Annotated in this window: 11 protein-coding genes and 2 tRNA genes; 6 read left to right on the top strand and 7 right to left on the bottom strand. The window is 48.9% G+C overall.

Going from position 1 to position 13,093, the window contains the following annotated elements; translation table 11 throughout:
* Positions 1-32: 32 nt before the first annotated feature.
* Positions 33-245: a hypothetical protein gene (locus tag X919_RS16570; protein ID WP_155949689.1), complete on the bottom strand. Its 213-nt coding sequence runs from the start codon at positions 243-245 to the stop codon at positions 33-35.
* Between X919_RS16570 and X919_RS0106645 the strand changes: the two genes are divergently transcribed.
* Genes X919_RS0106645 through X919_RS15045 form a run of 3 tightly spaced genes read left to right on the top strand, consistent with a single transcriptional unit; the run spans position 232 to position 4,139 of the window.
* Positions 232-1,404 (top strand): exo-beta-N-acetylmuramidase NamZ family protein, encoded by a 1,173-nt coding sequence (locus X919_RS0106645; RefSeq protein WP_028899486.1) that lies wholly within the window; start codon positions 232-234, stop codon positions 1,402-1,404. The two genes, X919_RS16570 and X919_RS0106645, sit on opposite strands and share 14 nt — an antisense overlap.
* A gap of 15 nt (positions 1,405-1,419) precedes the next feature.
* Positions 1,420-2,868: a sodium:solute symporter gene (locus X919_RS0106640; RefSeq protein WP_028899485.1), complete on the top strand. Its 1,449-nt coding sequence runs from the start codon at positions 1,420-1,422 to the stop codon at positions 2,866-2,868.
* Positions 2,865-4,139 carry a serine hydrolase domain-containing protein gene (locus tag X919_RS15045; RefSeq protein WP_051502453.1) on the top strand — a complete coding sequence of 425 codons (1,275 nt, stop codon included), beginning with the start codon at positions 2,865-2,867 and terminating at the stop codon, positions 4,137-4,139. The genes X919_RS0106640 and X919_RS15045 overlap by 4 nt, the downstream gene beginning before the upstream one ends.
* Positions 4,140-4,633: 494 nt before the next feature.
* Here X919_RS15045 and X919_RS0106630 read toward each other — a convergent pair whose 3' ends face one another.
* Genes X919_RS0106630 through X919_RS0106620 form a run of 3 tightly spaced genes read right to left on the bottom strand, consistent with a single transcriptional unit; the run spans position 4,634 to position 7,041 of the window.
* Positions 4,634-5,530, bottom strand: coding sequence for an FKBP-type peptidyl-prolyl cis-trans isomerase (locus X919_RS0106630; RefSeq protein WP_028899484.1), 897 nt, complete (start codon positions 5,528-5,530; stop codon positions 4,634-4,636).
* Positions 5,531-5,539: 9 nt separating this feature from the next.
* Complete coding sequence (locus X919_RS0106625; protein ID WP_028899483.1) at positions 5,540-6,421, bottom strand: FKBP-type peptidyl-prolyl cis-trans isomerase; 882 nt, start codon at positions 6,419-6,421, stop codon at positions 5,540-5,542.
* Positions 6,422-6,435: 14 nt separating this feature from the next.
* Positions 6,436-7,041: an FKBP-type peptidyl-prolyl cis-trans isomerase gene (locus tag X919_RS0106620; protein WP_028899482.1), complete on the bottom strand. Its 606-nt coding sequence runs from the start codon at positions 7,039-7,041 to the stop codon at positions 6,436-6,438.
* 209 nt (positions 7,042-7,250) lie between these two features.
* On the opposite strand from X919_RS0106620, the gene X919_RS0106615 reads away from it, so the two are divergent.
* On the top strand, positions 7,251-7,961 hold the full coding sequence (locus X919_RS0106615) for an SIR2 family NAD-dependent protein deacylase (protein WP_028899481.1): 711 nt from the start codon (positions 7,251-7,253) through the stop codon (positions 7,959-7,961).
* Here the strand turns inward: X919_RS0106615 and X919_RS0106610 are convergent.
* The 3 genes from X919_RS0106610 to X919_RS0106600 form a co-directional block, all read right to left on the bottom strand.
* Positions 7,958-8,731: a DUF3108 domain-containing protein gene (locus X919_RS0106610; RefSeq protein ID WP_253270103.1), complete on the bottom strand. Its 774-nt coding sequence runs from the start codon at positions 8,729-8,731 to the stop codon at positions 7,958-7,960. The two genes, X919_RS0106615 and X919_RS0106610, sit on opposite strands and share 4 nt — an antisense overlap.
* A 330-nt stretch (positions 8,732-9,061) precedes the next feature.
* Positions 9,062-11,071, bottom strand: coding sequence for an Ig-like domain-containing protein (locus tag X919_RS0106605; protein ID WP_028899479.1), 2,010 nt, complete (start codon positions 11,069-11,071; stop codon positions 9,062-9,064).
* A 16-nt stretch (positions 11,072-11,087) separates the two neighbouring features.
* On the bottom strand, positions 11,088-12,614 hold the full coding sequence (locus X919_RS0106600) for a GH3 auxin-responsive promoter family protein (RefSeq protein WP_028899478.1): 1,527 nt from the start codon (positions 12,612-12,614) through the stop codon (positions 11,088-11,090).
* A gap of 280 nt (positions 12,615-12,894) precedes the next feature.
* Here X919_RS0106600 and X919_RS0106595 point away from each other — a divergent pair.
* Together X919_RS0106595 and X919_RS0106590 are read left to right on the top strand one after the other, a co-directional pair.
* A tRNA-Gly gene (locus tag X919_RS0106595) sits at positions 12,895-12,967 on the top strand.
* Between the two features lie 31 nt (positions 12,968-12,998).
* Positions 12,999-13,084: transfer RNA gene (locus tag X919_RS0106590), tRNA-Leu, on the top strand.
* Positions 13,085-13,093: the final 9 nt, after the last annotated feature.

Raw genomic sequence — 13,093 nt, 5'->3', positions numbered from 1 at the left:
TGTCAAAAAAACAAAGCTGCAACGACAAGCCTTTATCCCCACAGCGGAGGAAAGAGAAGAACCAACGCCAAAAGTCCCATTCCCAACAGGAGCAACACACAAAGGATGGCAAGCGTCTTAACCCCTATTTCCGCTACTCTTGAAATCAAATGAAAAGAAAAACCATCAAAATGATGTTTATTTCGAAGATTTGTTTTATCTTTGCTGCCACAACCTCGAATTAATATTGTAATGAGAAAATTCATTCTCCTCCTCCTCATGGGCTTCTGTTGCTGCGCAATGAGAGCAGCAAACGGCGACGATGTGCGCACGGGAGCCGAACAAACAACGCGCTATCTACCTCAACTCAAAGGCAAAAAGGTGTTGCTCTTTGCCAACCACACCAGCTGCATTGGTCAGCAACATCTGTTGGATGTGCTGCTCGGACACGGCATTAAGGTCGTCGGGGTGTTAGCCCCCGAACATGGATTTCGTGGCACTGCCGATGCTGGTGAACATGTAAACGACGGCGTAGACGCACAAACGGGCATTAAAATCTATTCACTTTACAAAGGAACGAGCGGTAAGCCCGACCCTAATGTGGTGAAAAAAGCCGACATTTTGGTGATTGACATTCAAGATGTGGGCTTGCGATTTTACACCTATTATATAGCCATGCTGCGGCTGATGCAGGTGTGTGCCGACACGGGAACGCCCGTATTGCTACTCGATCGCCCCAATCCCAACGGGTTTTATGTGGATGGTCCGGTGTTAGAGGCATCGCATTTCTCGGGTGTTGGTGCACTGCCTATCCCCGTGGTGCATGGCCTTACGCTCGGCGAATTGGCGCGCATGATCAATGGTGAAGGCTGGTTGGGCACCAAAAAGCAGTGCAAGCTCACCATCATCCCCTGCGAAAACTACACCCATGCCACACGCTATCGCCTACCAATTGCCCCCTCTCCCAACCTACCCAACATGCAATCCGTCTACCTTTACCCCGCCATTTGCCTCTTCGAAGGCACGTGTGTGAGCTTAGGTCGTGGCACTTCGCTGCCCTTTCAGCAATATGGGCATCCGCAAATGGTGGGCTATAGTCACAGTTTCACGCCCCGAAGTGTGCCGGGAGCCAAGCATCCGCCGTTGGAAAATGAGCATTGTTGGGGCATAGACCTCAGTCAACTGCCCGAAGACAGCGTGCAGAAAGCGGGCTTCGACCTATCGTATGTTATCAACGCCTATCGCAACCTGAACCGCGGAGACGCGTTCTTTACCTCATTTTTTGAGAAGCTTGTGGGTGTCGATTATGTGCGCACCATGATTGAAGAAGGCTGTAGCGCGGCCGAAATCAAAGCAATGTGGCACGACGATGTCGAACGGTTTAAGCAACAACGCCGCCCCTATCTGCTCTATCCTAACTCGTAAATACAACAAAAAATCATGACACCTATACTGATCTTAACAACTGTATTTCTCTACTTTGCCTTTCTTTTGTACATTTCTTTCCGTGCAAAAAAGAATGCTTCCAACGCTGCTTTCTTCTCGGGCAACCGGCAATCGCGCTGGTATGTGGTGGCCTTTGCCATGATTGGTGCCAGCATTTCGGGCGTCACCTTTGTGTCGGTACCAGGCATGGTGGCGCAAAGTGGCTTCGGCTATCTGCAACTGATGTTGGGCTTTATTGTGGGACAGTGCATCATCGCCTATGTGCTTGTGCCACTGTTCTATCGCATTGGGCTCACTTCGGTCTATGAATATCTGCAAAATCGCTTTGGTAAAACGTCCTATGTCACTGGCGCTTGGTTCTTCTTCCTATCCAAAATGCTCGGTGCGGCGGTGCGTTTGTTCTTGGTTTGTGCCACCCTTCAGCTCTTGGCTTTCGGGCCTTTGGGCATCCCTTTCGCCTGCAATGTGGCAGTATCGGTGTTCTTTGTGTGGCTCTATACGCACGAAGGCGGTGTGAAATCGGTGCTTTGGGCCGACACCATGAAGACTTGTTGCCTGATAGCATCTGTGGTTTTGTGTATTTTTTTCATTGCAAATAGTATGGACCTAAGTTTTTCTGCCCTACTAAAAAATATTACATCGAGCCCCATGAGCCATGCCTTTCACTTCGAAGATGTGAACAACAAACAATATTTCTGGAAGCAATTCTTAGCCGGCATCTTCACGATGATTGCCACAACGGGCTTAGATCAGGACATGATGCAACGCAATTTGAGTTGCAAAAACAGTAAGGAGTCGCAAAAAAACATGCTGCTGAGCATTGTGTTGCAGCTGATTGTGGTGAGTGCTTTCTTGATGTTGGGCGTACTACTCTATCAGTTTGCTGCGGCCAAAGGCATCGAAGCCACAGGCGACAAGCTCTTCCCTGCGGTGGCAACGGGTGGCTATCTGCCCCTCGTAGTGGGCTTTTTGTTTATCATCGGCTTGGTAGCTTCGGCCTATAATGCGGCAGGATCGGCACTAACCGCCCTCACCACCTCGTTCACTTTAGACGTGTTGGGCCGCAAAAGCGACGACGAACAACAGACCACCCGCACACGAAAATGGGTGCATATCTGTATGGCTGTCACGATGATGGTGGTGATTTTGGTATTCAATGTGTTCAACAACACCAGCGTGGTCGATGCAGTCTACACCTTAGCCAGCTACACCTACGGCCCCATTCTCGGCCTCTTTGCCTTCGGCTTGCTCACCCATCGTGCCGTCAACGACCGCTATATTCCGCTTGTAGCCATTGCTTCGCCGCTGCTTTGCTACTTCATTGACTGCCATTCGGCGCAGTGGTTCAACGGCTATCGCTTCAGCTATGAGCTGTTGTTGATGAATGCTTTGTTCACCTTCGTCGGTCTTTGTCTGCTCATTAAAAAAGGAACGCGCGCATGAAACATTTTAATTTACATTCTTTACGTGGTGTCATTGTCCTCGCAGGTCTACTGCTTGGCTCCGTCATGTCGGCACAACACATTGAGAAAACCACACCCGATGTGGTAGGATTGGATGCTCTTCGGCTGAAACAGGCTGATGCTTGCATTGACAAAGCCATCAGAGAAGGTCGCACGCCCGGTGCCGTTTTGGCCGTCGTGCGCCATGGAAAGATAGGCTATCTCAAGGCTTATGGCCAACGACAAACGCTGCCTTCGCCCCTACCAATGACCGAAAACACCATCTTTGACATGGCTTCGTGCACCAAATCGATGGCCACAACGATGGCTGTCATGCAACTATTGGAGCAAGGAAGGCTTCGACTAAGCGACCCTGTGCAGCTGTATTTGCCTCATTTTCAGAACTGGAAAGATGAGCAAGGCGATAGCGTTGTCATCCGCATCGTGCACCTTTTGACCCACACTTCGGGTCTGCCCTCCTATGCACCTGTGGCCGATTTGCAAAAGAAGGGGCGTTTCCCGGATGCCGACCGGCAAATGAATTACATTGAAACATGCCGCAGAAACGAGAAACCCGCGTGCGACATGCAGTATAGTTGCCTGAATTTCATCACATTACAACATATCATTGAGCAGATAACGGGACAGTCCTTGCGCGACTATTGCGCCGAGCATGTGTTTCAACCCCTGCACATGCACCACACGGATTTCATTCCTTGCGCACCCAACAAACAGGGTTTTTGGGTGGAAACCGACAAGCCTTGCTGGATGAAACGGGGCGAAAAGGCTGACAATCTCCCCCTCGCTCCCACCGAAAAGCAACCCAATGGCCAGATTCTCTGCGGCATTGTGCACGACCCTTTGGCGCGGGTGATGAACGGAGGCATATCGGGTAATGCGGGTTTGTTTAGTAATGCCGAAGACGTTGCGGTGCTCTGTGCCATGTTGTTGAATGGAGGTTCGTGGCAAGGACGGCAGATATTGAGTCCCTTAACGGTTGAAAAAATGCAACAAATTCCTGCTGGTTTCGAGGCTTTCGGCCGCTGTTTAGGTTGGGACAAGTCATCACCTTATGCCTCGAACAAAGGCGATTTGCTGAGCGATGCCGCCTTCGGTCACACGGGATATACGGGCACTTCGATTGTGATTGACCCCAAGAACGACCTCGCCATCATCCTTCTTACCAACGCTGTCCACCCCGTTGACAAAACCAATGTGGTGCGTTTGCGTGCCGAAGTGGCCAATGCCGTGGCAGGAAGCGTTACCCAATAAGCCCATCGCCCCAACCTTTTCGACAAAAAGAAAGCGAAAAGGTGGCGGGAAATAACAACATATAGCTTGTAAGGAAAGAAGAACTGTATCAGGAAAACAAAAGAAAAAGGTTGGCTTTGCGATGCAAGGGCCAACCTTTTGTGTGGGGATTATGGGGCAAAGACTGTGGGCATAGCGCCTGACAACGCCATCTTTCGCAGGCAATCTCAGGCACCTCTTGCACCCACCCGTGCCCCCTTTTGTAACCAGCTCAACCGCTTTTTGGCGTCACCTCGGCCGTTGTTTGAAGCAATCTCCACCATTTTTCGCAGTAATCTCTACTGCTTTTTAGCGCTATCTCTATCATTTTCCAAAGGCACCTTAATGACTTGTTGCAGAGGGCACGGCTTTTTCTGTGGCAACCTCAACGGTATTTTGGGGAAACGAGCCATACATGATCGAGAAATACACGTTCCATCTGTGTGAAACGTGCATTTTATAGTGATGAAATATCCTTACTTCTTCTTCTCGATATTCACCAGTTCAACGGTGAAGATGAGCGTAGAATAGGGCTTGATCTGACCCGCTTGTCGTGCGCCATAACCCAACTCTTGAGGAATGCACACCTCCCATTTGCTGCCAACAGGCATCATCGTGAGGGCTTGTGTCCATCCTTTAATCACTTCATCGCAACGGAATGTATTGGTTTGTGGGTCGCGTCGGTAGCTGCTATCAAAGATAGTACCGTCGATTAAGCGACCTTCGTATTTCACAACAACACGGTCTGAGTCCTTAGGCACAGCGCCTTTACCTTCGACAAGCACCTTATATTGCAAGCCCGAAGGAAGCGTTTTGAAGCCTTCTTTCTTGGCATTGTTGGCCAACCATGCTTCGTTCTCCTTCTTATAGGCCTCGTTTTTGCGGGCAATAGCCTGATCACGGTGCTGCATAAAGCTCTGTGCTGCCTTGCGAAGTGTGAAGAGCAGCGTGTCGTTGTGCAACGCATCGACAAATCCTTTGATGAAAGTGGCGCGCTGAATCGAATCGTTTGTACCCTCAAGTCCTTGGCGCATGTTGGGCAAAATGCGGCTATTCACCATCTCGGCAATCTGCATTCCGGCCGCATAAGCCTTGAAAGCCGCGTCGTTAACATGCTGTTGTGCCTCGTTGAAACCACGCAGAAAATCGGCCATACCGGTGCTGTCTACGCCAAATTGCTGTTGCAAATAGGGCAAAAGACCCTCGGTAGCAGTCATTCCTGCCACATAACTTAGGGTGTCGTTGGGTGTTAAAAGCTGCACAGCCTCTTTCTGTTCAACCACCCCTTTCTTCTTCTTTCCCTCCTTTGCCTGTAGGGTTGCAAAGGAAACGCTCGCCAAAAAGACGAGCGTCAGCATAAATATTTTTTTCATTATTGATGCTTATTTTCCATTCACTTTCACCAATTCAATCTTAAAGATGAGGGCAGAGAAAGGCTTAATCTGACCTTGTTCGCGCTCACCATAAGCCAATTGTTGAGGGATATACACTTCCCATACCGAGCCAGCAGGCATGTGTACGAGAGCTTCTGTCCATCCTTTGATTACCTGATTGGCCTTCAAAGTAATGGGTTCTTTGCGTGCATAACTGCTATCGAACACCTTTCCGTCGATGGTTTTCCCTTCATAGTTCACCACAACCGTAGAGGTATCCTTAGGCATTGCGCCGCTACCCTCTTTGATGACCTTATATTGTACACCAGAAGGAAGTGTCTTTACGCCAGCTTTCTTAGCGTTAGCAGCCAACCATTTCTCACCAGCTGTCTTGTTAGCGCCATATTGTTGCATCATATTCTTGCTCTTAATGGCCATCATCTTAGCCTGCGCTAAAGCCTGAGCTTGCTCAACAGTCATCTTCACAGCACCTGTCTTACCTGTTGTTCCAGCAATGAAACCAGCCATAAAGTTCTTCAAAGAGATGCTCTTTGTAGAGTCTTGGCCATAGACTTCGGTATTGATCCCCTTAATCATTTGGTTAGAAATCTGCTGACCAATCTGTATACCTGCATAATAAGCGGCACGCTTCTTGTCGTCACCTGCATTAGCACCATCGTTTAAACCTTTGATAAAATCGTCCATATAAGTGGTGTCGATTTGCATTCTCTCAACTAAGAAGTTCTTCAAACCTTGTGTTTGAGCCATTCCCATTGCGTAACTCATGGAGTCAACATCACTCTTTAAGTCGGCTTTAGGAGTTGAATTTCCGCATGAAGCGAATGTTAAAGCCATGCCAAACATGGCAGCTGCGAAAGCAATTTTTTTCATTTTGATGATTATTTTTATTTTACTGCTACTAATTCTACGTCGAAAATCAAGGCGGCATAAGGAGGAATTGAGGCACCAGCACCACGCTCTCCGTAAGCCAACTGATAGGGAATAAAGAAACGATACTTTGCTCCTTCGTGCATGAGTTGCAGCCCTTCGGTCCAACCAGCAATCACTTGATTGAGTGGGAAGGTAGCTGTTTGCCCACGATCGTAAGACGAATCGAACTTTGTTCCATCGATTAACGTGCCTTCATAATGGCACTCTACCTGGTCGGTAGCCTTAGGTTGCTTGCCATTTCCTTCGCGAAGCACCTGGTATTGCAAGCCCGAAGCGGTGGTTTTCACCCCCTCTTTCTTCGCATTCTCGGCCAAGAACTGCTCGCCTTCGGTCTTTGCTGCCTTACCTTTTTCAGCATTTGCAGCCTGCTGTATAGCTTCTTGTTCGGCAAAGAACTGCTGCACAATCTGCTGTGCTTCAGCATCTTTCATTTTCAACTCGCCGCCAGTCATCACATCTTTGATAGCTTGTGCGAAGTCATCTATGTTCAAGCCCTCGGCATTCATTTGCAACAATTGATGCCCAATGCCTAAACCCAGGGCGTAACTTAATTTATCCATCTGCGTAATATAGCTTTGATGATTAATACTTTCCGTTTAAATTTCAGCTGCAAAGATAGCAGAATAAAACAGAATTCAAAAGAAACAACACCTTAATTTTATTAAAAAAGGCACACCATCCGCGTTTTTTCGTTATATTTGTGGTCGCCCTGTTGGAATACGCTTCTTTGCTATTCCACAGCAAAGCAAAACAACCTCATATGGAGTAGATGAAACATCTTGTGTTTTTAACGGGTGCAGGCATGTCGGTAGAGAGTGGTTTTAAGACTTTTCGCGGCAGTGGTGGCCTGTGGGAGAACTATCCAGTGGAGCAGATTGCCACCCATGAAGGATGGGAACGCGACCCCGAGTTGGTGACGAATTTCTACAACATGCTGCGCAAAAAATTATGGACAGCCGTGCCCAACGAGGGACATCGGCTCATTGCGTCGCTGCAAAACGACTACGAAGTGACGGTTATCACGCAGAATGTAGACAATCTTCACGAGCGCGCGGGCAGCAAAAAGGTGATTCATCTGCATGGCGAATTGGCCAAAGTGTGCTCGAGTCGCGACCCTTACAACGCCCAATGTATTGAGGAACTGACGCCTGAGAACAGCGATGTGGTGCCGGGTTCGCGTGCCAAGGACGGCAGTTTGCTGCGCCCCTTCATCGTGTTTTTCGGTGAAAGTGTGCCGATGATTGAGCCCGCCATTGCCGAAACGCAGCGCGCCGACCTCTTCATTGTCATAGGAACGAGCCTCAATGTCTACCCGGCAGCAGGTCTTTTGCACTACTGTTCGCCTCAAACGCCCATCGTACTCATCGATCCTAACCCCGTAAACGCGACCCATGACCGCCCCATCACCACGCTAAAGATGGGGGCAAGTGAGGGCATGCGCACCTTGATGGCGCAGCATTTAGAGGCTTTGTTGCGTTAGTTTCTTAAACCTTTCATGCCCACCAAGAACGCCTTTGCCGAACCAAAGCGCAAGAAAAGGTCTAAGCGCACGGGCACATGGTTGGCATCATCGGTGACATAGAAGTCGACAATGCGTTTGTATTTGCCATCTTGCAGCTCTAAATACGACAGCCGCAAGCAGTCATATTTCACGTCGTTATCGCCCGTCACCGTGGTTTTTCCCTCGAAACGCAGCTGGGCTGGCTTGCGATCATCGCCGTCAACAATAGGGAAATTCACCACATATCCCGCCTTCCAATTGGCCGGATTGAACGAACGTGCACGCAAAAAGATGCTCAACATATCGTAGACGCAGTCATCATAACTATGCTTTGCCCACGAATTTGTGCCATCGTTGTGCAACATGTGCTGCTGCACATTGCATTTTCCGTTGCCATACGTGTAAAACACTTCATCCACTGTGTAGCGTTTTCCTTCACGGGCACCTTTACGAAAATACAGGGGTTCGAGGTCGATCGAGTTGTAACAAAGCAACGTATCGCGCAACACAAAGACATTATCCACACGATCACTGCCGCGTGTTACCAAGCTGGCGCGATAGGCATCCTTACCTTTATAACGGCTCTGCACAATCGACATGCTGGCCGTTCCCGCCTTTACCCACACAAATTTCCAGTTGTAATAGAGGTTGTAGGACAAGAACTCACCCGATTTAAAGGCTGTATTTCGAAATTTGCAGGGGGAGTCGCCCGTGTCGTGTGTAGAGGAAGATGCCACTGTGTGCAGCATAAAACTTGACAACGTGATAACCATGAGGCTTAAAGCAAAGCCCATCAACCATGCTGCATAGCGGGGTTTGCTACACGATTTATTCTTTTTTTTCTGCTGTATCATATCCTTTTATTTTAATCTTTTTTCTTCAATATCCCTCTATTTCTATTCGTCGTCACCTTAAAAGCAATGCTTTTGCCCCACAAAGTGGCATTGATAAGCTGCTAAAGTGATGTCTATTGCGCCCCCATCCGCATGCTCTTACTCCGCCTAAGTTAGGTTCGGTGCATTGCAATGGACCATATCGTGCACGGAAACGATTGCCCCAACAGACAGCTACTCTACTGCTTAGGGTTTATATTCAATACCCAGACTGCGTGCCCGCTCAGCATTGCGATGCTGAATTTTCTTCTGCTTGTCGGCCTTCTGCTGCGTAATGGCAACAGGTTTCTGTTCATAAAGTGGCACGGCCGTGGGGTTCCACGTCTCGTTTACATCCCATTTCGCCTTGCATTCAATCTTCCCTGGATAATAATACACCGTCTCGGGCTGTCGCTGAGTAGCATAATCGCCCGTGTCCCACATGCCATTATGGTTGGCATCGACAAACAAACGCAGGTAATAGGTATCGGGAACCACATAGAAAAACTCTGCTCGGCTGTTGTCAGCCCGTACCGTTTTCACCACCTTGTCGTTCTTGTCGAGCAGCGACACCATGCAATCTTTTCCCTCCATGCCAGCGAGTGTGATGAACAGTGTGCTGTATTCGTCGAGGGTTTTCACCTTAAAGCCCTGTTTAAACTTTTTCGAAACGGCACCATAGATATCGACGAAAGCCAAGCTATCGGTTTCAAGACTATATTCCTGTCCGGGCTTCCACTCGCCCAATAGCTCATAGTCGGTACCATACTTCAACGAGTCGGGACGCACCAACTGTCCCTGAGCATTGCGCCGCGCGATGGGTTTCAGTTCATAACGCGCTCGATACCACAGCGTATCGACCTTGGTATAGAGATGCACCTTGCTCGTGTCGATGGTAGCCAATGGCGTGTTGAAATGTAACAACACATTTTTATCGGGAGCGAAATCGCTCGAGATGTCAGCCTGCATCGTCACCGTTTCGGGTGGATAGGCCGTTTCATAGGGTTCTTCGCGCTTTTTCTTTTTCTCTTGTTGTTTTTGCCATTGTTCAAAAGCCTTTTGCTTTTGTTTCATCCGTTGCGCATAACTCACCTTTGACAGCACCTCCAACGTGTCGGTCTGTGCCACGAGTTTACCGAGCGAGTCGGTGCGCATATAGGTCATCTCCATGTGCAACGTGTCTTGATTCACCAAGGCCGTGTCGCGCAACCAATAGTCGATGGTGTCGTTTTGAGCGTGGGCTATGGGGATGAAGGCGTTGTGGGCGTTGAAATTCAGCCCCTTGATGGTGGGCAACTGTTTGTCGCCATAGCTGAAATTCACCGTGAAATGGTTGGGGTCTTTGCGGTTGACACTGAGCAGATAGCGATTGGTTTGCAGCTCTTGAAAGGCTGCAAGTGCAATGTCATCGGGCAGGAAATGGGTGTAGCCCACACGCTTGATGTCGGCGATGTGGAGCGAGTCGCGCCACACGGTGTCTTGTCGCACATCTGCTTTGCACGTGGTTTTGAGCACTTCAGGCGTAAAAGCAATCTTCTCACTCTTTTGGTTGAACTGATAGTTGCCATCCATATCCTGCAAGGCATAAATGCGATAGCTGCCCGATTTCACCCCTTTGATGACGAAATGGCCGCGACTGTCGGTGCGACTGACACGCAACATGGGCAGCGTTTGAAAGGCTGAGTCGGATAGATTGGCATACAAGCCCACCAAAATGCCCTTCACCGGTTCGAGATTTTCAGCCGCTACGACATAACCCGACACTTCCATTGTGTCGATGGTTTCGCCCGTAGAGAAGCTGTAAGTGTAGTTGCCCAAGGGGTTTCCTTCATTGTTATCGCTGATGGCATCGCTGAAATCAATGGTGTAGGTGGTGTTGCGTTGGAGTGAGTCCAGCAGCTTCACTTCAATGCTTTTACCCGTGGCTTTGATTTCGGGCATCTGCAATTGGGGTGGAGAGACAATCACTTTCTCGGTGGCATTGTCGATTTTAACAAACTCGTTGAAGTTGATTTTAATCTTGCGCTGCTTCACATTGGTGCCCTGGTCGGCGGGTTCTGCGCCCACAACGTGTGGTGGTGTCTCATCATACCAGCCACCATCGGGACTTCCCATGCGTGCACATGCGGCCAAACAGGCCACGAGTAGCACCGCAAAGGCTGCTGTGAGACAGCGCCACGACTTGCTATATATCGAACAATTGTTTGCTTTTTTCATACCTTATTTTATAGAACTACTCCCCCATGAGGTTGGAATGGTCAAACGAGAGGAGTGCTTCGATGTTCTTTCGGCTGTTGCTCAAGCGTGGCACTTTATGCTGTCCACCCAATTTTCCGTTGGCTTTCATCCAGTCGTTAAACAGCCCTTTGCGCGCCACAATCACCTCTAATGGTTGCAAGGTGATGTCATGAAAGCGCTTAGCCTCGTAGTCGCTGTTGAGGGTTTGCAACTGCTGGTCCAATAGTTCGGCAAAATGGGCGATGGAGTTGGGGGGCGTAGCAAACTCGATGAGCCACTGATGGCGACATTTTGCCTGTTCATCCATGAAGACAGGAGCAGCAGTATATTCGAGTACCTCGGCACCTGTTTGCGCACAAGCATAGGCTAATCCCTGCTCGGCATTGTCCATAATGAGTTCTTCACCAAAGGCATTGATGAAATATTTGGTGCGCCCGGTGATGATAAATTTATAGGGTTGGGTGCTTGTGAAGCTCACGGTGTCACCAATGACATAACGCCACAGGCCACAACTCGTGGTGATGAGCATGGCATAGTTGATGCCTGTCTGCACACCTTCCAAGGGGATGATGGTGGGATGCTCGCTTCCAAACTCGCTCATGGGGATAAATTCGTAGAACACATCGTAGTCGACCATCAACAAAAGGCTCTTATCCGTGGGGTCGCTCTGTATGCCAAAGAAACCTTCACTGGCGTTATAGGTCTCCATATAGCGCATGTTGGGGTTAGTGATGAGTTGCTCGTATTGCGAACGATAGGGTGTGAAAGCGATGCCGCCGTGAAAAAATACTTCCAAATTGGGCCACACTTCTTCCAAATGTTGCTTGCCCGAAAGTTCCATCACGCGCACCAAAACACTGAGCATCCAACTCGGCACACCCGAGAGGTTCGTGACATTTTTGTGCAGACACTCGTGGGCTATGCGGTCGCGTTTCAATTCGAAATCGCTCAACAGTGCCGTTTGCTTCTTTGGCACCCGCACGAGATTGGCTAAGGGGTTGATATTTTCTATCAAGATAGCACTGAGATCTCCCACCAAAGAACCTACCCGATTGTAGTTGGAAGCGTGACTACCGCCGAGGATAAGGCCACGCCCATCGAAAAGTTTGCTTGTGGGATTGTTGCGCAGATAGAGCGCCACGGTGTCGAAACCACCCGCATAATGAATACGATGTAAACCCTCGCGTGACACAGGAATGAACTTGCTTTTGTCGTTGGTGGTACCCGACGATTTAGCAAAGAAACGCACCCGTCCCGGCCAAAGCACATTGCTTTCGCCATGGCGCATGCGGTCGATGTCGGCTTTCAATTCCTCATAGCTGTTCACAGGCACCTGCTTGGCAAAGTCATCATACGTTGCCAAGCGGTTCATTTGCATCTTTCGGCCATATTCTGTGTGAGCGCCTCTCTCTACCAAACGCATTAAAACATCGTGCTGCAAAGCGATTGCGGCATCATTATAACGTTCTAATTGCTTCTGGCGCGGCACGAAAACCTTACGCACAATATGGGTTAAACTCATCTTTTTTCCATCTCAAATGAGTTGCAAATTTAGTGTAATCTTCTGAGAAAAGGGCATGATTTAGCAATTTTAAGAAACCCACGCACCCCTCAACTCACCCATATAACCAGGAGAAAACGGTGCATGTTGTTACACCTTATTATATATAGCCATACTGCAAGATATTCTTTTGCGACACGATGGAGCCGATTTTATGCGCCATCTCAGTAGCCATCATACACAATTACAGCAAAAAAATTTGGATATTTCATGAATAAGACTTATCTTTGCACCACCATTTGCGGAAATAGCTCAGTTGGTAGAGCACGACCTTGCCAAGGTCGGGGTCGCGGGTTCGAGTCCCGTTTTCCGCTCAATTTGTTAATGTTTAAGGAGAAATCCGATGCCGCAATGGTGGAATTGGTAGACACGAGGGACTTAAAATCCCTTGGCCAGAAATGGCTGTGCGGGTTCGAGTCCCGCTCGCGGCACATCACTTT

The organism is Prevotella sp. HJM029 (assembly GCF_000599605.1).
GTDB lineage: Bacteria > Bacteroidota > Bacteroidia > Bacteroidales > Bacteroidaceae > Prevotella.
The sequence above is the reverse complement of the archived record's forward strand: the minus strand, read 5'-3'. Positions and strand labels throughout refer to the sequence as shown.